Genomic DNA, 24,191 nt, shown 5'->3' with positions numbered 1-24,191 from the left:
GCGAGGCGTCACTCACGCCGCCCCGAACGCCGCAAAAGCCCAGCCCGTTGCCTGGTGGACCGGGTCGCCGGGCTGGGCGGCCCGGGCGTCGCGGAGGGCCTCGGCGAGGCTGAGGCCCGCGTCGAGGCCCTTGTGGAGGGCGAGCATCAGGGGGACCACGGCGGCGTCGTTGACCGGCGCGCTGCTCGCCACCACCCCGGCCGTGCCCAGCGGGAGCAACGCGGTGACCAGGCCGAGGAGTTCGTCGGCCCCGACCGAGGCCAGGCGGGCGGTGTCGCAGCTGGAGAGGATGATCCGGTACGGGCTGCGGGCCAGGCGCTCGAAGTCGTGCACGATCAGCGGGCCGTCGGCCATCCCCAGCGCGGAGAACAGCGGGCTGTCCGCACGGAACGTGCCGTGCGCGGCGAGGTGCGCCAGGGCCGCGCCGTCGAGTTCCTCCAGCACACGGGGGACCTGGGCCGCGTCGCCCTCCAGGACCGTCGCCGTGCCGTACCGGTCCGCCAGTTCGGGCACCTCTGCGCCGCCCGTTGCCAGGCCGGGGCCGCGCACCAGGACGTGCCGGCCGCCGGGCGGCGGCTCGGTCTCCCGGGCCCGCAGCCAGCTGGACGCCGACGGCGACACGCTGAGCACCCGCTCCCGCAGCGCCGGCAGCAGCGCCCACGGCACCCGGTGCAGCGCGCCCGGCGGCACGATCACCACCGGACCGGACCCGAGGTGCGCCGCGGCACCGCCCAGCAGCAGCTCCTGCAGGCGCCGGCCCGCCGCCTCCACCAGCGGCAGCCGCGCCTCGCCTCCGGGGTGGGCGAGCCGCCGCAGCCCGGCCTGCACATGCTCGGCCTCGGCCACCGCCTCCGCCAGCGCCCCGCCCGCGAACCGCCGCACCCGGCCCTGCCCGCACAGCAGGACGTGCACCCGCCCGTCCACCACCGCGAGTTCGACCAGCAGCGACCGACCGAGCCGGTCCAGCAGACGGCCCGCGTCGAACCGGTCGCCGTCGCCGGGCGAGTCGCCGCGCATGTGGTGGGTGCGGGAGCGGATCTCCCGCTCCAGCCGCCGCTGTTCGCGCTCCAGGGCCGGGACCGGGCGGCCCTCCCGGCGCGCCTCCGTGGCACGGGCCGCTATCTCCCGGTAGGCGGTGAGGCTGCCGAGCAGCGCCGGGTCGGCGGGCGGCCGCGTGGGCGGCGCGGACAACACGGTCGCCCGCCAGCGCTCGCTCCACTCCAGCAGCCGCCGCGGACCGCCGCGCGCGAGACTCACCTCCTGGGCGAGCGCGGCCAGTTCGGCGCCCTGCGCGGTGGCGCGGGCCCGCAGCTCGGAGGCGCCGAGCGTCATCCGGTGGTCGTCCAGGACGTCCAGGCCGCGCCGGCACGCCTCCAGCACGCCGCGTCCGGAACCGGCCGCCCTGGCCCGCAGTGCCTGCGCCGCCCAGCCCGTCATCCGGGCCGGTGGCGGGCCGCCGTGCCGGCTGCGGGCGGCCACCGCCAGGTGCCCCTCAGCCTCCGCCGTCCGGCCCAGCGCGAGCGCGATCCGGCCGGCCAGCAGCGAGGCCTCGGGCGCCGCGGGCGAGCCGAAGGACGCCAGCCGCTCGGCGACCGCCGCGGCGTCCGCGACCAGCCGCCCCGACCTGCGCCCGGCCGCCGCCCGCGCCTCGATGAGCACCAGCCTGGCGTGCGCCTCCCACCAGCTGCGCCGCTGCCCCGCGAACAGCCGTACGGCCGCGGCGGCGCGCGCGACGGCGGTGTCCGCCTCCCCGGCCGAGCGGGCCGCCCGCGCGGCGGCCAGCAGCAGCTCGGCCTTGCGGGTGGACTGCCCGCCCATCCGGTCCAGCAGCGCGATCGCCGCGTCCGCCTCCGCGAGCGCCTCCGGGGCGAGCCCCGCCGCCATCAGCACCTCGCACCGCCGGATCGACAGCATGAACGTGGGCGTGCCGAGCTTGGCGTACCGCTCCTCGGCCTCGTCCAGCAGCCGCAGCGCCGCCGGGATGTCCCCGGACCGGAACGCGGCCAGGCCCCGGCTCTCCACCGCGTCCGCCTTGTCGTGCTCCTGGCCGGTGGTCCCCCACAGCCGCTCCGCCGCCGTGAAGTCCGCGACCGCCCGGTCCACCGCGCCCAGCGCCAGATGCACCGTCGCCCGCAGGGTCAGCGCCCGCGCGGTCCAGATGCCGTCGCCGGCCTGCCGCAGCACCGGAAGCGCCCGCCGTACGTCCTCCAGCGCCTCCCGGTGATGCCCCAGCACCCACCACACATAGGCCCGCCGGTACAGCACCCGCGCCCTGGTGTGTCCGCTGCCTCGTGCGACACCCTGTTCGAACGACGCGAGCCCCTGGCGTGTGCGCCCCGCGTGCACCAGTGCGACCCCCAGGGTGGCGAGCACGTCCGCCTCCCGCTCGGCCGACTCGGCGCGCGCGGCGAGGTTCCGGGCCCGGTGCAGATGGCGCAGCGCGATCCGCAGATCGCCGAAGTCCCGCTGCCAGATGCCCAGTACCTGGTGGGCGACGCTGGCGTGCAGCGGCGACGGATCGGTGTGCAGTACCTGATCCGCGCGTGCCCGGGCCTCGCCCGGATCGGCGAACACCATGGGCAGCAGCTCAAGGACCGTCTCGCTTCCCGCTGTCACCCCTCGCATGGTAGTGGCCTGGGCAAACCCGTCACACAGGTTCTCCGTGGTCTCCTCGGGCTGTACCGGAGGTACGTCCGGGCTGTATCAATCGGTCGTCGGGCGACTCTGACTGTCGGAGACCGTCGCAGGGGGAGGACACACCCATGGCACCACAGCGATTCCACGAACAGTTCGACCACTTCCAGCGGTCCATGCCGGACGTCACCCTGGCCATGGGGCCGGACGAGGACGCCCACTTCCTCTACGAGAAGGGTGTCGTCCTCGCCCGCGACGGCGAGGAGGCCCGGGTGGTGGAGGACGCCGTCCGCACCCACTTCACCGACACCCAGGGCCTGGTCCCCGACCATGTGCGCCGAGTCGGCCCGGAGACCAACCGCACCGGCGTCACCCGGATCCGGGTCGGCGACCCCGCCCAGGGCGATGACGTCGTCCCGCACGCCCTGCGTGCCCTCCGGGAGGCCGAGGGCCGCCAGGGCCGCCGACTGGTCCGGCGCAACCACGTGGTGCACATCGCCCCGGTCAACGCCTGCCCCGGCGACGAGCCCGTACCCGCGCCGCGCAGCGAGCCGCCCAACCCGGCGGCGCTGGAGGGCCTCCACGACCCGGACACCGCCGTCGGCGTTCTCGTCGTCGACACCGGTCTGATGCACGACTACCGCTCCTACCCGCTCCTCGCCCACACCACCGGCGACCACCAGGTTTCCGAGACCGACGCCGACGGAGTGCTCCACCAGTACGTGGGCCACGGCACGTTCATCGCCGGGATCGTCGCGGCCGTCGCGCCCAACACCGACATCACCGTGCGGGGCACGCTCAACGACGTGGGCGCCATGCTGGAGTCGGAGTTCGGCGCGCGGCTCTTCGAGGCGGTGGACGAGGCCGGCTGGCCCGACATCATCAGCCTCTCCGCGGGCACCACCACCGGGTCGGGTGAAGGCCTGATCGGTCTTGAGGCGTTCATGCGTGAACTCCGGGAGCAGCGCACGCTGCTGGTGGCCGCGGCGGGCAACAACGGCAGCGACAGTCCGTTCTGGCCGGCCGCCTACGGGTCCCTGCCGGAGTACGCGGACAGCGTGGTGTCGGTCGGCGCGCTGCGCGGGGACGGCGAGTCCGAGGCCTGCTTCAGCAACCACGGCCCCTGGGTGCAGGTCTATGCCCCCGGCGAGCGCCTGACCAGTGCCCTCACCGGCTTCGAGACGCCCGTGCCGTACGTCTACCAGCACTCCACCTACGACACCTGCCGGTTCGGCTGCACGTACGCCTGCACCTGCCAGTACCCCCGCCACACGGGCGTGCTCAGCGAGGCGCGCGAGAGCACCGCGGGCAAGCCCGACCAGGTGATGTTCGACGGGCTCGCGCAGTGGAGCGGCACCTCCTTCGCCACCCCGGCCGTCGCCGCGCTCGTCGCCGCCCACATGACGGCGCACAAGGAGCGCGACCCGCGCGCGGCCCGCGCCCAACTGCTGGGCTCCGTCACGGAGTCCGCCGAGGTGCGCGGGGCGCAGGTTCCGGTGCTCCGGCCGCCAACCTGGCGACCGGTTTCCGTCGTGATCCCCGCTCAGCCCGTATGAGGGCCGGAACACTCCGCTCCACGGCGTACGATGACGTGCCGTACACGAGGGGTGGAGCCGTGGACCGAACAGAGGTCGGCGCACTGGTCCGGTCGGCCGTCGACGGCGACGCCGCGGCCTGGAAGGCACTGGTGGAAGGAATGAGTCCGCTGGTGTGGTCGGTGGTGCGTGCGCACCGGCTCTCGGACGCCGACGGACACGAGGTCTATCAGACCGTGTGGTTCCGCTTCGCCCAGCATCTGGGCCGGCTGCGGGAGCCCGACAAGGCGGGCGCCTGGCTGGCGAGCACCGCCCGGCACGAGTGCCTGAAGGTGCTCCGGGGGCTGACCCGGCTGACGCTGACGGATGACCCGCAGGTGCTGGACCGGGCCAGCGAGGAGCGGACGCCGGAGCAGACGGTGATCGACGCCGAGGACGAGGCCGACCAGGCCGAGCGGATACGCCGGCTGTGGCAGGAGTTCGAGGCACTGGGCGAGCGGTGCAGGCAGTTGCTGCGCGTGCTGATGGCCTCGCCGCCGCCCAGCTATCTGGAGGTGTCGTCCGCGCTCGGCATAGCGGTCGGCAGTATCGGGCCCCTGCGCCAGCGCTGTCTGCGTCGGCTGCGGGCCCGGTTGGACGCACGGGGGGCGGCATGAGCGGCGTGAACGGGAACGGAATTCCCGAGGAGGACTTCGACGACGCGGAGTTCGACGGCGATCTCCTGGAGGAGGAGCTGCGCCAGGCGGCCGCCGCCCTGGACCCCGTCCCCGAAGGTCTGCGCCAACTCGCCTTGGAAGCCTATGCGTTGCACGACCTGGACGCCCGGATCGCCGAGCTGACCTTCGACTCGCTGGTGGACGCGCTGCCGGTCAGGGGGGTGCCGGACGCGCCGCGGATGCTGACCTTCCGCGCGGGCGAGCTGACCGTCGACGTCGAGGTCACCGGAGAGGGGCTGATCGGCCAGGTGCTGCCGCCGCAGTCGGCGCGCATCGAGGTGCTGGGCGGCCCGCAGACGGCCCGACCCGTCACCGTCGACACGCTGGGCCGTTTCACCAGCGAGGATCCGCCCACCGGCCCGTTCGCCCTGCGGCTGCGGACCGGCGGCGCGGTGATCGTCACGGAGTGGCTGCGGGCCTGACCCCGGGTCACCAGGCGACGGGCAGCGTCCGCGGTCCCGCGGATCATCGTCCTGTGCCGCCTGCGCACCTGCCCGGGCGGCACCGCGAGGCGCAGCCCGGGCAGCCGGGACTTTCGCAACAGGCCCTAAACGGCGTCCACGAGCGCGGCCAGCGCGGCGGCGAGCCGTTCGAGGCCCGGCCCGGCCGGACCGCCGGGCTCGGTCATGTAGGTGTCCCGGCGGATCTCCACCATCAGTGCGCTCACCCTCCGGTCCCGCCCGTAGTACTCCAGCGGCACATAGGTCCCGCTGAACGGACTGTCCAGCCCCGTCTCCCCGCATCCCGCGAAGGCCGCCCGCGCGGCTTCCCCCAGGTCCGACGGCGTGTGGAAGGCGTCCGTGCCGAGACACACGGGCGGTCGCGGCCCCTCCCCGTGCAACTCGTACGGCAGCGGCTCGCTCGGATAGGAGTGCACGTCGATCACGACGGCCCGCCCGGTCGCGGCGAGCCGCCCGGCCACCGCCTCGGCCATCGCCCGCGCGTACGGCCGGAAGTACCGTTCGAGCAGCGGCTCCGGGTCGGTGCCCGCGGCCCGCAGCTCACCCCCGTGCGTGGTCCGCGTGTACACGGCCCCCATCCCCACCGCGAGCATCTCCTCCCGCTCGTCCGGAAACCGCTCCGGATCCACGACCAGCCGCGACAGCCGGTTGACGAACCGCCAGGGCGTGAGTCCGGCCAGCCCGGCCGCCCGCTCGGCGATCCGGTCGGTGTGCGCGTCGGTGATGTGGTCCAGCTCCGCCTCGAGCGCCGCGCTGTCCAGCACGATTCCTTCGCGCACGTCCCCCGGTATCGCCCGCGCCGCGTGCGGCACATGCAGCAGTACGGGCGACTCGGCGGCACCGGGCAGAAGGTCGAACGAGGGCACGGAGTCGGTCACGGGCTGCTCCCGGGGCGTTGTCGGTGGCGTGGTGCGCGGTCAGGACGGAAAACGCCTCCGCCCCGGTCGGGGCAACGACCGGGGCGGAGGTTCACTCACGGCTGCGGCTCGGGCGCCACGGGCGTCAGCTCAGGGACGCCAGCGCCTCGTTCCACGTGGCCGACGGGCGCATGACCGCGTCCGCCTTGGCCTTCTCCGGCTGGTAGTAGCCGCCGATGTCGGCCGGGGAGCCCTGGACGGCGATCAGCTCGTCGACGATCGTCTGCTCGTTGGCGGTGAGCGTCTCGGCGAGCGGCGCGAACGCCTTCGCCAGGTCGGCGTCGTCGGTCTGCCGGGCCAGCTCCTGCGCCCAGTACAGGGACAGGTAGAAGTGGCTGCCGCGGTTGTCGATGCCGCCGACGCGACGGGTCGGGGACTTGTCCTCGTTGAGGAAGGTCGCCGTGGCGCGGTCGAGGGTGTCGGCGAGGACCTTGGCACGGGTGTTGCCGGTGGTCGCCGCGTACTGCTCGAAGGCGGGGACGAGCGCGAAGAACTCACCGAGCGAGTCCCAGCGCAGGTAGTTCTCCTTGACGAGCTGCTGGACGTGCTTGGGCGCGGAGCCGCCGGCGCCCGTCTCGAACAGGCCGCCGCCCGCCATCAGCGGGACGACCGACAGCATCTTGGCGCTGGTGCCCAGCTCCAGGATCGGGAACAGGTCGGTCAGGTAGTCGCGCAGGACGTTGCCGGTCACCGAGATCGTGTTCTCGCCGCGACGGATGCGCTCCACCGACAGCTTGGTGGCCTCGACCGGGGCGAGGATGCGGATGTCCAGGCCCTCGGTGTCGTGCTCCGGCAGGTACTGCTTGACCTTGGCGATCAGGTTGGCGTCGTGGGCGCGGGTCTCGTCCAGCCAGAAGACGGCCGGGTCGCCGGTGGCGCGGGCGCGGGTGACCGCCAGCTTCACCCAGTCCTTGATCGGCGCGTCCTTGGCCTGGCAGGCGCGGAAGATGTCGCCGGCGGAGACCGTCTGCTCCAGGACGACGTTGCCGGCCTGGTCGACCAGGCGGACGGTGCCCGTGGTCGGGATCTCGAAGGTCTTGTCGTGGCTGCCGTACTCCTCGGCCTTCTGTGCCATCAGGCCGACGTTCGCGACGGAGCCCATGGTCGACGGGTCGTAGGCGCCGTTGGCGCGGCAGTCCTCGACCACGGCCTGGTAGACGCCCGAGTAGGAGGAGTCCGGCAGCACCGCGAGGGTGTCCGCCTCCTGGCCGTCCGGGCCCCACATGTGGCCGGAGGTGCGGATCATGGCCGGCATCGAGGCGTCGACGATGACGTCGGACGGCACGTGCAGGTTGGTGATGCCCTTGTCGGAGTCGACCATCGCGAGGGCCGGGCCCTCGGCGAGCTCGGCGTCGAAGGAGGCCTTGATCTCGGCGCCCTCCGGCAGGGCCTCGATGCCCTTGAAGATGCCGCCCAGACCGTCGTTGGGGGTCAGACCGGCGGCGGCGAAGATCTCGCCGTACTTCGCGAACGTCTTCGGGAAGAAGGCGCGCACGACATGACCGAAGATGATCGGGTCGGAGACCTTCATCATCGTGGCCTTCAGGTGCACGGAGAACAGGACGCCCTCCTCCTTGGCGCGGGCGACCTGCGCGGTCAGGAACTCGCGCAGCGCGGCGACGCGCATCACGGAGGCGTCGACGACCTCGCCCTCGAGGACCGGGACCGACTCGCGCAGGACCGTGGTCGAGCCGTCGTCGCCCTTGAGCTCGATGCGCAGCGAACCGGCCTCGGAGATCACCACGGACTTCTCGGTGGACCGGAAGTCGTCCGCGTCCATGGTCGCCACGTTGGTCTTGGAGTCGGAGCTCCAGGCGCCCATGCGGTGCGGGTGGGTCTTGGCGTAGTTCTTGACCGAGGCGGGGGCGCGGCGGTCGGAGTTGCCCTCACGCAGGACCGGGTTCACGGCGGAACCCTTGATCTTGTCGTAGCGGGCGCGGATCTCGCGCTCCTCGTCGCTCTTCGGGTCGTCCGGGTAGTCCGGCAGCGCGTAGCCCTTGCCCTGCAGCTCGGCGATCGCGGCCCTCAGCTGCGGGATCGAGGCCGAGATGTTCGGCAGCTTGACGATGTTGGCCTCGGGTGTCTTGGCCAGCTCGCCCAGCTCGGCCAGGGCGTCCGGGATGCGCTGGTCCTCGTTCAGGTACTCCGGGAAGACGGCGATGATGCGCCCTGCCAGCGAGATGTCGCGGGTGTCCACGGAGACACCGGCCTGCGAGGCGTACGCCTGGATCACCGGCAGGAACGAATGCGTCGCCAGGGCCGGGGCCTCGTCTGTGTAGGTGTAGATGATGGTCGAGTCAGTCACCGGGTGCTCCGCTCCACGTCTGCAACATTGCTCGACATCAAGATATCTCGTGATCGAGGCGGGCTCGACAGGGGTCGTGTCTCGAAAGGGTGCCCAGGCGGGTGCAACCGAGTCCGCCGAACGCTGTGGTCATGACAATTGGTCGCTCACCGGCCATGCGCGATCGGCCCACTGCCCGGCGGCCGGCTCCGGCCGGCCGTCCGTCCGCCCGCCCGAGCGAAGGCGGATCATGAGATAGCGCACCAGAGTGACGGCCCCCGCGGCCGTGCTGATGGGTACGACGACCGCGCTGACCCTGGGCTCCACGGCCCCGGCAAGGGCGGAGGGGAACACGGGGACCCGGGCCCGGAGACCCTCGGCGACCCCGTATTCCCGGCCCTCGGCAACGACGGTTACCGCGTGTCGGCGTACCACCTGACCTCGCCTACAACCCCGCGACCGGGCTGGTCGACGCCACCGCCACCAACCCTGCGGATCCGCATCCCCTGGGCGCTGACCCGCTTCTCCCTGGACGCCCTCGGCCTCGACATACGTCCGTGTGCGTCGGCGGCCGCACCGCCCTCTGGGAGCAGGCGGACGAGAAACTGCGCATCACACCCGTTCGGCCCCCTTCCCGCGAAGGCGGCCGCGACCGTCCGGGTCGAGTACTCCGCCGCCCCGCGCCGCAGCCTGCCGCACACCGCCTGGGTGCCCACCCCGGACGGCTTCGCGATCTGCCCGCAGCCACCGTACGGCGTACGCGTACTGCTCGCTCGCGCCGATCGCCACCGAACTCGTCCAGATCACCGTCGGCGACTACGTGGTCAAGGACCGCCAGGGCCCGCACGGACTGCCCCTGCGCGATGTCGTCCCCACCGCCCGCGCCGCCGCCCTGGAACCGGCCCTCGCCCTCACGCCCGGCCTGGTGACCTGGCTGGCGGACCGCCTGGGCGCCTTCCCGTTCGAGACGTACGGCCTGCTGCCGTGCAACTCCGACGACCCGAAGGCCCTCGCGGCGACCAGTGGCGCCACGACTCGGGTCCGGTCGCCGCCCCCGACGCCGTCAACCTCTTCGACAGCCGGCGCCACCTGGGCGGCGTGCTCGTGCTGTACGCCTTCCGGCAGCTGGTTGCGCGACTGGCTCTACGGCACGAAGACCCCGCGGATGCCCGGCCACCCTGACTGGACGGTCACCCCGGTCAGTTCGTCCTCCGCGGCCCGACACAGCTGCGCGGCGGCCACTGGCACGAGAACTCGGCCACGCTCTGACCAGTGCCGAGGGGCGGAACCCGGCCGGGTTCCGCCCCTCGGACCCGTGGACCGGCCGGCCCTAGTCGGTCACGGTCGAACTCGAGGGCAGGCCCTCCCCGCTGCGCTGCTGCGGGATCACCACCGCGCCCTGCTGGAGCGCCACGGTCCGGGTCGGGGCCGGGATGCGGATGCCCTCCTCGCGGTAGCGGCGGTGCAGGCGCTTGATGAACTCGTGCTTGATGCGGTACTGGTCGCTGAACTCGCCGACGCCGAGGATCACCGTGAAGCCGATGCGCGAGTCACCGAAGGTGTGGAAGCGGATGGCGGGTTCGTGGTCAGGGACGGCGCCGGTGATCTCGGTCATGGTCTCGGCGATGACCTCGGTCGTGACGCGCTCGACGTGGTCCAGGTCGCTGTCGTAGCTCACACCCACCTGCACGAGGATCGTCAACTGCTGCTCGGGACGGGTGTAGTTGGTCATGTTGGTCTTCGCGAGCTGGCCGTTGGGGATGACGACCAGGTTGTTGGACAGCTGGCGGACCGTCGTCTGGCGCCAGTTGATGTCCACCACATAGCCCTCCTCGCCGCTGCTCAGGCGGATGTAGTCGCCCGGCTGCACGGTCTTGGAGGCGAGGATGTGGATGCCCGCGAAGAGGTTGGCGAGGGTGTCCTGCAGGGCGAGGGCCACGGCCAGACCGCCGACGCCGAGGGCGGTGAGCAGGGGCGCTATGGAGATGCCCAGCGTCTGCAGCACCACCAGGAAGCCGATCGCCAGGACCAGCACCCGGGTGATGTTGACGAAGATGGTCGCCGAACCCGCCACGCCCGAGCGGGACTGGGTGACCGAGCGGACCAGACCCGCCACGACCCGGGCCGCGGACAGGGTCACCACGAAGATCAGCCACACCTGGAGGATCTGGTTGGTGTGGTGCTGGACGGTGCGGGTCAGGGGCAGCACCGCCGCGGCCGCCGCGGCGCCGGCCGCGATCGCCGCCCAGGGGACGACGGAGCGCAGCGCGTCCACGATGACGTCGTCACCGCTCCACTTGGTCCGCTTGGCGTGCTTGGCCAGCCAGCGCAGCAGCGTGCGGGACAGGAAGGCCAGCACCAGGCCCGCGGCCAGGGCGATGCCGGCGAGGACGAGGTCGTCCAGGGTCAGCGCGCGGTTCACCGGTCACCCCCGGGGCGCACAGCTGCTGCGCAGAGCCTGATGTGAAGTCTCGTCACGTTGTCACCTGCTCGATGTCCGGAATGTGCGATCGCACCGCCCGCCGGATCGGCGGCGGTCGGCGCGATCGTTCATCCTGCCGTATCCGGCACACTGGTTCGCACCGTGAGCCGTGCGGTCAGCGGGACTTCAGACCTTGCAGAGCCCCCGCTCGTAGTCCACCGTGGCGGTCTCCTTGGAGTATGCCCACTGCGGGCTCAGCAGCTGGGCGTCGAGCTGCCGGGCGGCATCGGGGCTCTCCACGATGTACCCGAAGTCCTGCAGCCACGCCGGGTAGAGGTTCTTCGAACCGATGTAGAACGCGGAGCCGTCGACCGAGACCAGCTTGTGGTGCTGGGCGTACGCGTGTCCGTCGGCCCACTTCGCGCTCGGGGAGCTGCGGAAGGACGCGAGCTGCAGGTTGGAGCAGAGCGCCGCCGTCGCGCTGCGCTCGTCGCCGGTGACCCGGGCGAGCCGGCTGCGCAGCACGTCGCTGATCTCGGAGAGGGACTTGATCTGCGAGTAGCCGCCGCTGCCGACGGCGCCGCGGTTGGCGGGGTCGCTGACGACGATCCGCACCTTGACGCCGGCGGCGAGCTTCGCGGCGAGGGCGTCGTAGACGCGGGTGTCGTAGCGGGGCAGCGGCGGGCAGGTGGCGTTGAGGTCCTGCTGCGAGATCTCGATGTGGCCGGTCGCGCTGGAGATCAGTGAACGCAGCGCGCTCTCCTCGGGGTTGACCGTGTCGTAGTCGCGGTCCCCGTTGGTGTTGTCGTGCAGCCCGAGCACGCACCGGGTGCCGGACGTGTCCGGCAGGGCCGGACGCCAGGCGGAGGCGGGGTCGGCGTCCTGGATGCCCACGCCGAGCCCGCCGACGGCGATCACCGGTACGTCGCCGGTGGCCGGGACGGCACGGGGGTTGGTGTCCCGCTCCATGGCGGCCATGCAGTCCGCTCCGCCCGAGGACGCGTACCAGACATAGGCGATGTTGCTCTTGTTGCTGCAGGTCCAGGCCCACAGCCGGTCCAGGTACCGGCCGGCCGTGCCGGCGGCGGGGCCGGTCAGGGCGAGGTCGACGTCGGTGACCGGGTGGGCGGTGTCCAGGTAGTCGCCCTTCCAGTCGTTGATGCCGCCGGTGACCGCGGACTCGCCGTCGACGACCAGGAGCTTGGAGTGGTTCCACGAGAAGGCGGTCTTCGACGTCGTCATCGAGGCGACGTCGAGCGTGATGGCATCGGCCGCCGGGCCGAGCTTGCCGAGCAGGTCGTCCCGGTACTTCGAGGGCAGCACGTTCATGTGGTAGAGGGGTGCGGCCCCGACGAGCACGCGGACCTTGAGATGGTGGCCCGAGGCCACGGAGGACTTCAGGCCCGCGACGATGGCGTCCTGGAAGGCGCCGTCCGGGAAGGGCGCGAGGCTGGAGATGTCCACGGTCCGCGTCGCCCGGGAGATGTTCTCGGTCATCTTGGCGAGCAGCCGCCGCGTGCCCGCGCGGTCCTTGCAGTCGGCGTCGCCCCAGCAGCCGGGCGTCTGCAGCAGCCAGCCCGCGGGGTCGTCGGCCGGGGCGTCGAGCCGGTTGCCGCTCGTCCGCTCCCACACGTCCCCTTCGAGGCCGGGCGAGACCTCGCGCAAGGTGCGCTCCACGGCGTCGAGATGCGGGGTCGGTGCATCGGCGGCGGTGGCGGGTGCGGCGGGCAGCACGGCCAGGGCGAGGGCGGATATCAGTGCGGCGCGCGCCGGACGGTTCAAGCGGAGCGGAAGGATCATCCGCAGAAGTTACCAGGCAGTAGATCCCGCGTAGGACCGAAGGGCCCCGTGACAGTGGGCAGTTGTGGCGGGGCAGACCGGCTCGTGGACGGATTCCGGCCATGCCGCGCCGCACCGGTCTCGCAGGCCGGCTGCTCAGACGATGCCCTCCGCGAGGTCGGCCTGGTCGCGGTCGCTGCCGTAGGCGGCGGTGGTCGGTGTGCCGTACGAACGACGGGCCACGTACCACCAGATGCTGGCCAGGATCAGGACGACCACGAGGGCCACGGCCGCGTAGTTCATCGTGTCGACGGTGACCGGCGAGGACTGCGGCAGGCAGAACAGGACCGTCACACAGGCCACCCAGACCACCGCGATCCAGCCGATCGGCCTGCTCCACCGGCCCAGGTGCCAGGGGCCCGGCCGGAAACGGTCGCCCGCCCGCAGCCGCAGCAGGACGGGGATCGCGTAAGCGGGGGTGATACCGATGACGTTGATGGCGGTCACCGCGCCGTACGCCGTCGCCGAGTACAGGGACGGCAGGGCGAGGACACCCGCGACGATCACCGACAACCACACGGCGGCGACCGGGGTCTGGGTGCGGTTGCTGACCCTGCGCCACAGGTGCGAGCCCGGCAGGGCGCCGTCCCGGCTGAACGCGAAGACCATGCGGCTGGCCGCGGCCACCTCGGCGTTGCCGCAGAACAACTGGGCGACGATCACGACGAGCAGCAGCGCGCTCGCCCCGTCGGTGCCTAGGCCGTCGAGCAGGATCTGCGCGGGCGGTACGCCGGTGTCGGTGGTGCGCGTGGCGTCGTAGTCCTGGATGGCGAAGGTCAGTCCGGCGAGGAGCACGAAGCCCGCGATCCACGACACCCAGATGGACCGTACGATGCCCTTCGCCGCCGACACCGAGGCGTTGGAGGTCTCCTCGGACAGGTGCGCGGAGGCGTCGTAACCGGAGAACGTGTACTGGGCGAGCAGCAGGCCGATCGCCGCCACGTAGAGCGGGCTCGACCAGCCGGTGTCGTTGACGAACTTCGTGAACACGAAGGACGGCGACTGGTGGTGGTCCGGGACGATCGCCAGTGCCCCGACGATCAGCGCGACACCGGCCAGGTGCCACCACACGCTGACCGAGTTGAGCAGGCTGACCAGACGTACGCCGAACAGGTTCAGCACGGCGTGCAGGAGGAGGATGGCGCAGAAGATCAGCATGGTCTTGCCGGGAGTCGGTTCGAAGCCCCACTGAAGGTTGGCGAAGGCGCCGGTGAACAGGGCGGCGCCGTAGTCGATCCCGGCGATCGCGCCCAGCAGACCGAGCAGATTCAGCCAGCCCGTGTACCAGCCCCAGCGCCGGCCGCCGAGCCGGTCGGCCATGTAGTACAGGGCGCCGGAGGTCGGATAGGCGCTGGTGACCTCGGCGAGCGCGAGGCCCACGCAGAGCACGAACAGCCCGACACCCGCCCAGCCCCACAGCATCACGGCGGGCCCGCCGGTGCCCAGACCGAAGCCGTAGAGGGTCATGCAGCCGGACAGGATCGAGATCACCGAGAAGCTGATCGCGAAGTTGCCGAAGCCGCCCATGCGGCGGGCGAGCACCGGGCGGTAGCCGAGTTCGCGCAGGCGCCGTTCTTCGTCGTGCTGGGGTCGGGCGGGGGAGGGCGATGGATCGGGGGACATGCGGAAACCTCCGGGGTGAGGAAGGTAAGGGGCGTCAGGCGCCCTCGCGGCAGCGGTCCCTGGCCTGCAGGAAGACCTCCACGGCACGGCCGCGGTCCGGGGTGCGGTACATCCAGGGCGGGGGCGTGAAGTACGGGCCGATCGTGTCGAACACCCGGGCCGCATCCGGGAACTGGTGGGCACCCCACAGGGCGTGGGCCAGGTGGTTGAGGTCCAGTAGGGAGCGTTCGGCCCGCGGCGACTGCTCGAACCAGGAGTGCAGCGCCCGGCGCGCCTCGCGGGCCGCGTCCTCCGCCACCCAGTGCAGGTCGAGCGCCGCGTCGTGCCCGCTGCCGCGCCGGTAGCGCTCGACCCGGACGTACAGCGGCAGCAGGTGCAGCGCGGACCCGGGCGGCGCCGAGCCGACGGCCCACTGGGCGTAGCCCGCGGCCTGGGTGAGCCGGTCCGAGGTGTCGATCGCGTACAGGAACTGGAGCATCCGGTGGTGGGCCTCGCGGTTGTGCGGGTCGCGTCGGCCTGCCTCGGCCAGCAGCCCCCAGGGGCCCGGCGGCAGCGTGGGTTCCGGCGGCGGCTCCCGGTGCTCGTCCCAGCGCTGTGCCGGATCCAGCTGGGCCAGGGCGAGCAGGCACACCCAGGGCACCGGGTCCCGCGGGGCGGCCTCGCTGGCGGACTGTGCGGCGTCCCACGCCTCGATCCACAACTCGTGCGTCCGCAGGTGCCGTTCGCGTCGAGCCCGCAGGGCCCGCTCCACGCCGATCCGGGCGTGCATCACCGCGGCCGGCACGCTCCGCGGTTCCTCCTGGAGCCAGGCCCGCACCACATCGGTGCCGGCCGCGGCCGCCGCGAGGATCTGGGTGCGCTGGGTCCACTGCCACCAGCTCGTGGTGTCCGCGAGCAGGGCGCGCATCGCCATCCAGCGCCCGGTGCGCAGATCCTGGAGTACGGTGCGCAGGGCGCCGTCGTGACCGGCGGGGTCGTAGGAGGGGCGTGCTCCATCTCTGGCCATCAGCCGCCCGTCCCGGTCCGCACGCGGACGGGCTGGGTGGCGGGATGAGGTAGCAACAGCCCTCCTCCGGGCGGTGATCGAAGGGTCGCGCACGGGTCGGCGGTCACTATAGGGGCGTCGTTTCCGCCGTGCCATTGTTGTCAACGCAACTATGTGGACGGGAAGTTGATCGGCCAGCGGCGGTGCTTGACGCCGGACGCGGCCCGGCGGCAGGCTGTTCGCGCTGATCTTCGACGATCCGGACGAGGGTGCGGGAGGGTGTCATGCCGGGGCCGGTACTCGCCGTCGACCAGGGCACGTCCGGCACGAAGGCCCTGGTCGTCTGCCCCGAACGCGGTGTCCTCGGCGCCGGGTTCGCGGCAGTGACACCCCGTCACCTCCCGGGCGGTCTGGTCGAGGTGGATCCGGCCGAGCTGTACGCCTCGGTGCTCGACGCCGGTCGGCGCGCACTCGCCGAGGCGGGCGAGCCCGTCGTGGCGATGGGCCTGGCCAACCAGGGGGAGACCGTCCTCGCCTGGGACCCGGCGACCGGCCGCCCGCTGACGGACGCCCTTGTCTGGCAGGACCGGCGCGCCGAGACCGTGTGCGCGGAACTCGCCGAGCAGGCCGAGGAGTTGCGGCAGCTGACCGGTCTGCCCCTCGACCCGTACTTCGCGGCACCCAAGATGGCCTGGATCCGCCGCCACCTCACCCGCGAGGGCGTCGTCACCACCTCCGACGCCTGGCTGGTCCACCGCCTCACCGGCGCCTTCGTCACCGACGCGGCCACCGCCGGACGCACCCAGCTCCTCGACCTGGACCGGGCCGAGTGGTCGCCGCGGGCGCTGGAGAGCTACGGGCTGTCCGGCGAACGGCTCCCGCAGGTGGTCGACAACGCTCAACGCATCGGCGTCACCCGGGCATTCGGCCCCGAGATCCCGCTCACGGGCCTCGTCGTAGACCAGCAGGCCGCCCTCCTCGCCCAGCGCATCACCGGGCCCGGCACCGCCAAGTGCACCTACGGCACCGGCGCGTTCCTGCTCGCGCACACCGGCGACAGGCCCCGGCGCGGCACCTCCGGCCTGGTCAGCTGCGTCGCCTGGCGGCTCGGCGGAGACACGAGCTACTGCCTGGACGGGCAGGTGTACACGGCCGCCTCCGCCGTGCGCTGGCTCACCGAGCTCGGCGTCATCTCCTCGGCCGCCGACCTCGACCCGGTCGGCGGCTCCGTCCCCGACAGCGGCGGCGTCACCTTCGTCCCCGCCCTCGCCGGGCTCGCCGCCCCCTGGTGGCGCGGCGACCTGCGCGGCTCCCTGACCGGTCTCGGCCTCGACACCGGACCCGGACACCTGGTGCGCGCCCTGTGCGAGGGCCTTTCGGCCCAGGTGGTCGAGCTGGCTCAGGCGGCCGCGGCCGACCTCGGCACCCCGCTCGACGCGCTCCGCGTCGACGGCGGACTGACCCGCTCCGCCCTCCTCATGCAGACCCAGGCCGACCTCCTGCAACGCCCTGTCGAGGTCTCCGCGCTCCCCGACGCCACCGCGCTCGGCGCCGCCGCCCTCGCCCGGCTCGGCGCGGACCGTACGCTGAGCGTCGAAGACGCCCTGCCCGACTGGAAGCCGGCCGCCGTGTACGAACCCCGCATCCCGGCCGACGAGGCAGCCGAACGCCTCGCCGGGTTCCGCAGCGCGGTCGCCGCCCTGCTCGGCCCATGACGGTCACCGGCGAGGGGTCGTTGCCCGGGCACCCGTACGACGTGGCGGTCGTCGGCGCCGGAGTCGTCGGCTGCGCCATCGCCCGGGAACTCGCCCGCCACCCCCGTCTGCGCATCGCCCTGGTCGAGGCGCAGGACGACGTCGGCCAGGGCACCTCCAAGGCCAACACCGCCATCCTGCACACCGGTTTCGACGCGACCCCGGGCTCCCTGGAGGCCCGGCTGGTCCGCGAGGGCTCCCGGCGCCTCGCCGCCTACGCCGCCGAGTCCGGAATCCCCGTCGAACGGGTCGGCGCCCTGCTCGTCGCCTGGGACGAGGAGCAACTGGCCGCCCTGCCGCACCTGGCCGAGAAGGCCGAGCGCAACGACTGCCCGGACACCCGACTCCTCGACGCCGGCGAACTGTACGTCCGCGAGCCGCACCTCGGCCCCGGCGCGCTCGGCGCCCTGCACGTACCCGGCGAGAGCATCATCTGCCCCTGGACGACGACCCTCGCCTATGCCACCCACGCGGTCCGCGCGGGCGTCGACCTGCACCTGAACGCCGAGGTAAATGACGTTAGTCGGGGCGAGGGAGGTCATCTCCTGGCCACCTCCAGGGGCACCCTGCGCGCCCGCCACCTGGTCAACGCGGCCGGGCTGCACGCCGACACCCTCGACCGAGCCCTCGGCCACGACGACTTCACCGTCACCCCGCGCCGCGGCCAGCTCATCGTCCACGACAAGCTCGCCCGCTCCCTGGTCCGGCACATCCTGCTGCCCGTCCCGACCGCCCTGGGCAAGGGCGTCCTGGTCGCCCCCACCGTCTACGGCAACGTCCTGCTCGGCCCCACCGCAGAGGACCTGGACGACAAGCGGGCCACCGGCTCCACCGCCGAGGGCCTCGCCCTGCTGCGGGAGAAGGGCGGCCGCATCCTGCCGGCGCTGCCGGCGGAGGAGGTCACCGCCGTCTACGCCGGGCTGCGCGCAGCCACCGAGCACGAGGACTACCGCATCACCGCACACCCCGAGCAGGCGTACGTCACCGTCGGCGGGATCCGCTCCACCGGCCTGACCGCGTCCATGGCCATCGCCGCCCATGTCGTGGGCCTGCTGGCCGACACCGGACTCGACCTCGGCCCGACCCGGGAACCGGACCCCGTGCGCATGCCCAACCTCGGCGAGGCCTTCCCGCGCCCGTACCAGCGCCCCGAACTCATCGCCGCCGACCCGGACTACGGCACCCTCGTCTGCCACTGCGAGCGCGTCTCCCGCGGCGAGATCCGCGACGCCCTCGCCAGTACGATCCCGCCGCGCACCCTGGACGGCCTGCGCCGCCGCACCCGCGCCCGGGCGGGCCGCTGCCACGGCTTCTCCTGCGGGGCGGCCGTACGGCAGCTCTTCGAGGAGGCGCGCAGATGACCACCGACCGCCGGGTCGACGTCCTCGTCGTCGGCGCCGGTCCCGCCGGACTCGCGGCCGCGGCGCGCCTGGCCGCCGCCGGAGCCGGCCGGATCGAGGTGCTGGAACGGGAGCCACAGCCCGGGGGAGTGCCGCGGCACTGCGCACACGGCGGCTTCGGCACATGGACGCATCCGCTGACCGGGCCCGGGTACGCACGCCTGCTGACCGAGTCGGCCGAGCGGGCGGGGGCCGTCGTACGGACCGGGATCACCGTCCTCGACTGGGTGGACACGGGGCCGTCGGCCGGGGGCGGTGGACGGGGTGCCGCGTCGGCCCGCACGGGCGGGTACGTGGCCGGGGCCGGCGCCTCCGGGCAGCCGGAGGCGGGGTGGACGGCTCCGGCCGGGCAGGGGCCCGTGCCGACGAGCGCCGCAGGCGGCCCGGCGCGGGTCACCGCCGGCCGGCCGGGCCCGGTGCTCACAACGGTCGGCGCCGGCGGTCACGAGACGATCGCGGCGCGGGCCGTCGTCCTGGCCACCGGCTCCCGTGAACGCCCCCGTGCGGCCCGCCTGGTGCCCGGCACCCGGCCCGCCGGCGTCTACACCACCGGCGAACTCCAGCAGGCGGTGCACCTGTTCGGGCAGTCGATCGGCGCCCGCGCGGTGGTGGTGGGCGCCGAGGACGTGTCGTACGCGGCGGCCGACACCCTGCGCACGGCCGGTGTGGCGGTGGTCGCCCTGGTGACCGACAACTCTCGCTCCCAGGCCACGCTGCTGCGCGCTCAGTCGGCCCGCCTCGGCCGCCGTGTCCCGCTCCTCACGGACACCGAGGTCGCCGAGCTCCTCGGTCACGGCCGCCTGTCCGGCGTTCGCGTCCGCCACCGCGACGGCCGCACCGCCACCCTGCCCTGCGACACGGTCGTCTTCACCGGCGACTTCGTCCCCGACGACGAACTCGCCCGCCGGGGCGGCATCACGCTGGACACGGGCCCGTACACCTCGCGTCCGGGCGTCTTCGCCGCCGGCGCCGTGCTGCGCCCCGGACAGCGTGCCAGGGCGGCGACCCGGGCCGGGGCGGAGACGGGTGGTGCGGTGCTGGAGTGGCTGGCGGAAGGAGTCTGGCCGGTTCACAGATCCGTGTAGGACCCGTGCCGCCCGGCACCCCCGGCGAACCGTGCGGCCCCCTGGAGCCCCTCGGCCAGCACGTCCATGCCGTAGCGGAGTTCGCCCCGCATCGCGCTCTCCTCATCCAGACCGTCCTGGTCCAGCACCGAGGCCCGGTCGCCGCGCAGGCACGCCTGCGGGAAGCGTGCGATCGCCGCGGCCAGCTCCTCGGCCTCGGCGCGGGCGTGGCCGGTGGGCACGAGACGGCTCGCGAGGCCGATGTCGTGGGCCTCGCGGGCCGGGACCGGGCGGCCGGTGAGGATCATGTCCATGGCCCGGCCGGTGCCGATCAGCCGGGGCAGCCGTACCGTGCCGCCGTCGATCAGCGGGACGCCCCAGCGGCGGCAGAACACCCCGAAGACGGCATCCTCCTCGGCGACCCGGAGATCGCACCACAGGGCCAGTTCGAGGCCGCCCGCCACGGCGTGCCCCGCAACGGCCGCGATCACCGGCTTGGACAGCCGCATCCGGGTCGGCCCCATCGGACCGTCGCCGTCCTCGGCGACCCGGTTGCCGCGCTCGCCGCCCATCGCCTTCAGGTCGGCGCCCGCGCAGAACGTGCCGCCCTCGCCCCACAGCACCGCCACCCGCGCGTTGTCGTCGGCCTCGAACTCCCGGAATGCGGAGGCGAGTTCCACGGCCGTGGGCCCGTCGACCGCGTTGCGGACCTCGGGGCGGGACAGGACGATCGTGGTGACGTGTTCCTTGCGCTCCACGCGGACCGGCACGGCGGATGCTCCTTCTCAGGGGGCGGCTCGGAGGGCCACTCTGCCTCAGATGACCTTCAGCCGCACCAGTGCCCCCAGCGTCAGCGCCCCCGGCACCAGCGGCACCCAGACGGTGATGATGCGGTAGGCGAGCACCACCGCCGTGGCCACCGCCACCGGGCCGCCCGCCGCCACCAGCGCCACGATCAGCGCCGCCTCCACCGAGCCGAGCCCGCCCGGGGTGGGCACCAGCGCCACCGCGACCGTCGCGGCGAGGTACGCCAGCGCCATGTGCGCGGGCGGCACCGGCAGGCCCAGCGCCTGCCCGACCGCCACCAGGCCGGCCGCCTGGAGCGCCGGGAAGGCGAGCGAGCCGCCCCACAGCGCGAGCGCCCGGGACGGACGCGTGTGCACCGAGCGGGCCTCGCCCAGGGCGGTGCGCACGAAGCCGACCACGGGCGTGCGCAGCCGTCGTACGAGGGCCAGCGCGGCCACCGCCACCGCCAGCACCGCACCCGCGACGGCCAGCACCGGTCCGACGGCCCCGTGCGGGAGCAGGCCGCCGAGCCGCAGCGCGTCGGGGAAGGCGAGCAGCAGCGCGGCCAGCAGGCTCAGCCGGCCGACCGACTCGGCGAGCAGGTACAGCGCGAGCGCGGCGGAGGAGCGGGCGAGCGGCACCCCGCACACGGTCATGAACCGCAGGTTGACCGCGCCCGCGCCCAGACCGGTCGGCAGCAGGTGGTTGGCCGAGCCCGCCGCGAACTGCGTGGCCAGCAGCCGCCACCGGGGCAGCGGCTGGACGACGGCGCCCTGCCGGGTGACGGCCGCCGCCACCCACGTCAGACAGGTGGCGCCGCCCGCCGCCAGCAGCCAGGGCCACTCGGCCGTCCGCAGCTGGCCGAAGCCCTCGACGAGCACCGACCGGTGCCGCACGGCGACGATCGCGACGAGCAGGAGCGGAAGCAGACACAGGATCTGCCGCACGGGGACGCGCCGGGCGAGCCGGGTCAGGCGTCCGTCGCGCAAGTCGGGGAGTCGTACCGCTGTCACATCCGGAGAGGTTCTCCGCGCCGCGTCAACGGCAGGTGGCGCGGGCGCGGACGGCGTCTTACATGCGGGCAGCGGATGAGCGGGAGGAGTCATGGAGACCTTGGGGTACGGGGATGGCTGTGGGGGTGAAAAGGCGCGGACATTGACCTCAACGAAGCTTGAGGTCTTACGTTCTCTCCTATGAGCATGGAGACCACCGCATGGATGCAACTGCACAGCGTGATGACCGCGCAGCAGGAGCGCCGTCCCTTCGCCCGCGCCACGGTGCGCCGCATCGCCGCCTTCGCCCGCCCGCACCGCGCGGGCATCGTCCGCTTCGTGCTGCTCGGGGTGGTGACCGCACTCCTCGCCGTGGCCACCCCCGTGCTCGCCGGCCGCGTCGTCGACGCGATCGTGGCGGGCCGTGACTCCGGGACGGTCGTCCGGCTCTCCCTGCTCATCGCGCTGGTCGCCCTCGCGGAGGCGGGGCTCGGCATCCTCGGCCGGCGCCTGTCGGCGACGCTCGGGGAGGGACTCATCCTCGATCTGCGCACGGCCGTGTTCGATCATGTGCAGCGCATGCCCGTCGCGTTCTTCACACGTACTCGTACGGGAGCGCTGGTCAGCCGTCTCAACAACGACGTGATCGGCGCCCAGCGGGCTTTCGCCTCCACGCTCTCGGGCGTGGTGACCAATCTGGTGACCCTGCTGCTCACCCTCGCGGTCATGCTCACCCTGTCCTGGCAGATCACCCTGCTCGCGCTGGTGCTGCTGCCGGTGTTCGTGCTGCCCGCCCGCCGCATGGGGAGCCGGATGGCCGGCATGCAGCGGGAGGCGGCCGCGCTGAATGCGGCCATGGGCAACCGGATGACCGAGCGCTTCTCCGCGCCCGGCGCCACCCTGATCAAGCTGTTCGGCCGCCCGGAGGAGGAGTCGGCCGAGTTCGCGGCCCGCGCCCGCCGGGTGCGTGACATCGGGGTGCGCACCGCGACGGCCCAGTCGGTGTTCATCACCTCCCTCACCCTGGTCTCCGCCCTCGCCCTGGCCCTCGTCTACGGCCTCGGCGGCTGGTTCGCGCTGCGCGGCACCCTGGAGGCCGGCGCGGTCGTCTCCCTCGCCCTGCTGCTGACCCGGCTCTACGCCCCGCTCACCGCGCTCGCCGGAGCCCGCGTGGAGGTGATGAGCGCGCTGGTCAGCTTCGAGCGGGTCTTCGAGGTGCTCGACCTGAAGCCGCTCATCGAGGAGAAGCCGGACGCCGTCGAGGTGCCCGAGGGCCCGGTCGCGGTCGAGTTCGAGGACGTCACCTTCTCCTACCCGTCCGCCGACCAGGTCTCCCTCGCCTCCCTGGAGGAGGTCGCCGCCCTCGACACCCGCGGCGGCGCCGAGGTCCTGCACGGCATCTCCTTCCGCGCCGAACCCGGCCAGACAGTCGCCCTCGTCGGCTCCTCCGGCGCCGGCAAGTCCACCATCGCCCAGCTCCTGCCACGCCTGTACGACGTCGACGCCGGCGCCGGTGCCGTCCGCATCGGCGGCGCCGACGTGCGCGACCTGACCGCCGCCTCCCTGCGGGCCACCCTCGGCATGGTCACCCAGGACGGCCACCTCTTCCACGACACCGTCCGCGCCAACCTGCTGCTCGCCCGCCCGAGCGCCACGGACGAGGAACTGTGGGACGCCCTCGGCCGCGCCCGTCTCGCCGAGGTCGTCCGGTCCCTGCCCGACGGTCTGGACACGGTGGTCGGCGAGCGCGGCTACCGGCTCTCCGGCGGCGAACGCCAGCGCATGACCATCGCCCGGCTGCTGCTGGCCCGCCAGCGCGTGGTCATCCTCGACGAGGCCACGGCCCACCTGGACAACACCTCCGAGGCGGCCGTCCAGGAGGCGCTCGCCGAGGCCCTGGAGGGCCGCACCGCCGTGGTGATCGCCCACCGGCTGTCCACCGTCCGGGCCGCCGACCAGATCCTGGTCGTGGAGGCCGGCCGGATCGTGGAGCGGGGCACGCACGACGAACTGCTCGCGGCGGGCGGACGGTACGCGGAGCTGCACCGGACGCAGTTCGCCGAGCGGGACGGCGAGGCGACGGAGGTCGTGGCGGCGACTTCCTGACGTGTGTGAGAAGTGAACGCCTGGGCGCCGGATGGGTCACGGGGGCGACGACCGCTCCGGCGCCCGGGGCGGGTCAGCGGAACGCGCGCTCGTCCGCGTGCAGAGGCGAGGAGAGGCGGATGGTGACGAACTCGTCGTTGCCCGGGGCGCCCGGCGTGCGGCTCGGCCCGGGTAAACATCGCGGCCGGGAGCGAGGCGAAACCGGTCCGGCTGACGAATGACGGGTGCGCCAACGCCGGGCGACGGCGGGGGTGCGTCCAAGTCCCTTCGGTCAATACTTACTTCACCTCTTGACGTAAGTAGTCCATACCTTTAGGTTCACGGGTCAACCAGCCCCCTTGAGTGCGTCTGCCGTTCAGAAGGTGAAAGCGCTCCCGGGTGCCTCCCCCCCCCTCCCCCCGCGCGAAAGGCCACCCCGCACATGGCCCGACCTCTCCCCACGACACTCTCCCTGGCCGTCCTGACCCTCTCCGCAGGCCTGCTCACCGCTTCCCCCGCGCAGGCCGCCACCGGTGCCGTCACCGGCCTCGCCGGCAAGTGTCTCGACGTCGCCGGGGCAAGTTCCGCCGACGGTACGGCCGTTCAGCTCTACGACTGCAACGGCGCCGCCAACCAGAAGTGGAATGCCGCCCGCGACCGGCGGCGGCACCTACACCCGCGTCTTCGCCGGCTG

At 73.3% G+C, this 24,191-nt stretch carries 17 protein-coding genes and 1 pseudogene; 9 read left to right on the top strand and 9 right to left on the bottom strand.

Translation table 11 applies throughout. From position 1 onward, the window contains the following. Positions 1–12 precede the first annotated feature (12 nt). Complete coding sequence (locus ACZ5DS_RS08880) at positions 13–2,625, bottom strand: CHAT domain-containing protein (protein WP_468235335.1); 2,613 nt, start codon at positions 2,623–2,625, stop codon at positions 13–15. A gap of 137 nt (positions 2,626–2,762) precedes the next feature. Between ACZ5DS_RS08880 and ACZ5DS_RS08875 the strand changes: the two genes are divergently transcribed. Genes ACZ5DS_RS08875 through ACZ5DS_RS08865 form a run of 3 tightly spaced genes read left to right on the top strand, consistent with a single transcriptional unit; the run spans position 2,763 to position 5,307 of the window. Beyond that, positions 2,763–4,190, top strand: a complete 1,428-nt coding sequence (locus tag ACZ5DS_RS08875; RefSeq protein ID WP_468235333.1) for a S8/S53 family peptidase — start codon at positions 2,763–2,765, stop codon at positions 4,188–4,190. Then, on the top strand, positions 4,187–4,825 hold the full coding sequence (locus ACZ5DS_RS08870) for an RNA polymerase sigma factor (protein WP_468235331.1): 639 nt from the start codon (positions 4,187–4,189) through the stop codon (positions 4,823–4,825). Before ACZ5DS_RS08875 ends, ACZ5DS_RS08870 begins: the two co-directional genes overlap by 4 nt. Beyond that, positions 4,822–5,307 (top strand): hypothetical protein, encoded by a 486-nt coding sequence (locus ACZ5DS_RS08865; protein ID WP_468235330.1) that lies wholly within the window; start codon positions 4,822–4,824, stop codon positions 5,305–5,307. Before ACZ5DS_RS08870 ends, ACZ5DS_RS08865 begins: the two co-directional genes overlap by 4 nt. 125 nt (positions 5,308–5,432) lie before the next feature. On the opposite strand, the gene ACZ5DS_RS08860 is transcribed toward ACZ5DS_RS08865, so the two are convergent. Next, entirely contained in the window at positions 5,433–6,224 is a 792-nt protein-coding gene (locus ACZ5DS_RS08860; protein WP_468235329.1) for an N-formylglutamate amidohydrolase, read from the bottom strand. Positions 6,225–6,348: 124 nt separating this feature from the next. Next, positions 6,349–8,568, bottom strand: a complete 2,220-nt coding sequence (locus ACZ5DS_RS08855; RefSeq protein ID WP_468235327.1) for an NADP-dependent isocitrate dehydrogenase — start codon at positions 8,566–8,568, stop codon at positions 6,349–6,351. Between the two features lie 963 nt (positions 8,569–9,531). Here ACZ5DS_RS08855 and ACZ5DS_RS08850 point away from each other — a divergent pair. After that, positions 9,532–9,729, top strand: a complete 198-nt coding sequence (locus tag ACZ5DS_RS08850) for a hypothetical protein (RefSeq protein WP_468235326.1) — start codon at positions 9,532–9,534, stop codon at positions 9,727–9,729. Positions 9,730–9,877: 148 nt separating this feature from the next. On the opposite strand, the gene ACZ5DS_RS08845 is transcribed toward ACZ5DS_RS08850, so the two are convergent. The 4 genes from ACZ5DS_RS08845 to ACZ5DS_RS08830 form a co-directional block, all read right to left on the bottom strand. Then, positions 9,878–10,969 carry a mechanosensitive ion channel family protein gene (locus tag ACZ5DS_RS08845; RefSeq protein ID WP_468235324.1) on the bottom strand — a complete coding sequence of 364 codons (1,092 nt, stop codon included), beginning with the start codon at positions 10,967–10,969 and terminating at the stop codon, positions 9,878–9,880. A gap of 186 nt (positions 10,970–11,155) precedes the next feature. After that, positions 11,156–12,769, bottom strand: coding sequence for a phospholipase D-like domain-containing protein (locus ACZ5DS_RS08840; RefSeq protein WP_468235322.1), 1,614 nt, complete (start codon positions 12,767–12,769; stop codon positions 11,156–11,158). A gap of 135 nt (positions 12,770–12,904) precedes the next feature. Further along, positions 12,905–14,431 carry an amino acid permease gene (locus ACZ5DS_RS08835; RefSeq protein WP_468235320.1) on the bottom strand — a complete coding sequence of 509 codons (1,527 nt, stop codon included), beginning with the start codon at positions 14,429–14,431 and terminating at the stop codon, positions 12,905–12,907. Positions 14,432–14,465: 34 nt separating this feature from the next. Continuing rightward, positions 14,466–15,437, bottom strand: a complete 972-nt coding sequence (locus ACZ5DS_RS08830; RefSeq protein WP_468235319.1) for a hypothetical protein — start codon at positions 15,435–15,437, stop codon at positions 14,466–14,468. 263 nt (positions 15,438–15,700) lie between these two features. On the opposite strand from ACZ5DS_RS08830, the gene ACZ5DS_RS08825 reads away from it, so the two are divergent. From ACZ5DS_RS08825 to ACZ5DS_RS08815, 3 genes are read left to right on the top strand one after another with little or no spacing between them, the layout of a single operon-like run. Beyond that, a complete protein-coding gene (locus tag ACZ5DS_RS08825) occupies positions 15,701–17,131 on the top strand; it encodes an FGGY family carbohydrate kinase (RefSeq protein ID WP_468235317.1) in 1,431 nt (476 codons plus the stop codon). Next, a complete protein-coding gene (locus ACZ5DS_RS08820; protein ID WP_468235315.1) occupies positions 17,128–18,531 on the top strand; it encodes an FAD-dependent oxidoreductase in 1,404 nt (467 codons plus the stop codon). Before ACZ5DS_RS08825 ends, ACZ5DS_RS08820 begins: the two co-directional genes overlap by 4 nt. Further along, positions 18,528–19,655, top strand: a complete 1,128-nt coding sequence (locus ACZ5DS_RS08815; protein ID WP_468235313.1) for an NAD(P)/FAD-dependent oxidoreductase — start codon at positions 18,528–18,530, stop codon at positions 19,653–19,655. Before ACZ5DS_RS08820 ends, ACZ5DS_RS08815 begins: the two co-directional genes overlap by 4 nt. Here ACZ5DS_RS08815 and ACZ5DS_RS08810 read toward each other — a convergent pair. After that, positions 19,640–20,404, bottom strand: coding sequence for a crotonase/enoyl-CoA hydratase family protein (locus tag ACZ5DS_RS08810; RefSeq protein WP_468235312.1), 765 nt, complete (start codon positions 20,402–20,404; stop codon positions 19,640–19,642). The genes ACZ5DS_RS08815 and ACZ5DS_RS08810 overlap by 16 nt on opposite strands. A gap of 45 nt (positions 20,405–20,449) precedes the next feature. Further along, positions 20,450–21,433, bottom strand: coding sequence for a lysylphosphatidylglycerol synthase transmembrane domain-containing protein (locus tag ACZ5DS_RS08805; protein ID WP_468235310.1), 984 nt, complete (start codon positions 21,431–21,433; stop codon positions 20,450–20,452). Between the two features lie 180 nt (positions 21,434–21,613). Between ACZ5DS_RS08805 and ACZ5DS_RS08800 the strand changes: the two genes are divergently transcribed. Next, entirely contained in the window at positions 21,614–23,518 is a 1,905-nt protein-coding gene (locus tag ACZ5DS_RS08800) for an ABC transporter ATP-binding protein (RefSeq protein ID WP_468235308.1), read from the top strand. A 421-nt stretch (positions 23,519–23,939) separates the two neighbouring features. Continuing rightward, a pseudogene (locus tag ACZ5DS_RS08795) lies at positions 23,940–24,137 on the top strand (RICIN domain-containing protein); the annotation flags it as partial. Between the last annotated feature and the right edge of the window lie 54 nt (positions 24,138–24,191).

The sequence above is a fragment of the Streptomyces sp. NPDC031100 genome, from assembly GCF_055570785.1.
Note: the sequence above shows the minus strand (reverse complement) of the source record. Positions and strands in the feature narration are given on the sequence as shown.

Excerpts from the sequence above, each read along its gene's own strand:
- ACZ5DS_RS08880 (WP_468235335.1), bottom strand. The coding sequence starts at position 2,625 with ATGCGAGGGGTGACAGCGGGAAGCGAGACGGTCCTTGAGCTGCTGCCC.
- ACZ5DS_RS08875 (WP_468235333.1), top strand. The coding sequence starts at position 2,763 with ATGGCACCACAGCGATTCCACGAACAGTTCGACCACTTCCAGCGGTCC.
- ACZ5DS_RS08870 (WP_468235331.1), top strand. The coding sequence starts at position 4,187 with ATGAGGGCCGGAACACTCCGCTCCACGGCGTACGATGACGTGCCGTAC.
- ACZ5DS_RS08865 (WP_468235330.1), top strand. The coding sequence starts at position 4,822 with ATGAGCGGCGTGAACGGGAACGGAATTCCCGAGGAGGACTTCGACGAC.
- ACZ5DS_RS08840 (WP_468235322.1), bottom strand. The coding sequence starts at position 12,769 with ATGATCCTTCCGCTCCGCTTGAACCGTCCGGCGCGCGCCGCACTGATA.
- ACZ5DS_RS08835 (WP_468235320.1), bottom strand. The coding sequence starts at position 14,431 with ATGTCCCCCGATCCATCGCCCTCCCCCGCCCGACCCCAGCACGACGAA.
- ACZ5DS_RS08830 (WP_468235319.1), bottom strand. The coding sequence starts at position 15,437 with ATGGCCAGAGATGGAGCACGCCCCTCCTACGACCCCGCCGGTCACGAC.
- ACZ5DS_RS08825 (WP_468235317.1), top strand. The coding sequence starts at position 15,701 with ATGCCGGGGCCGGTACTCGCCGTCGACCAGGGCACGTCCGGCACGAAG.
- ACZ5DS_RS08820 (WP_468235315.1), top strand. The coding sequence starts at position 17,128 with ATGACGGTCACCGGCGAGGGGTCGTTGCCCGGGCACCCGTACGACGTG.
- ACZ5DS_RS08815 (WP_468235313.1), top strand. The coding sequence starts at position 18,528 with ATGACCACCGACCGCCGGGTCGACGTCCTCGTCGTCGGCGCCGGTCCC.
- ACZ5DS_RS08800 (WP_468235308.1), top strand. The coding sequence starts at position 21,614 with ATGAGCATGGAGACCACCGCATGGATGCAACTGCACAGCGTGATGACC.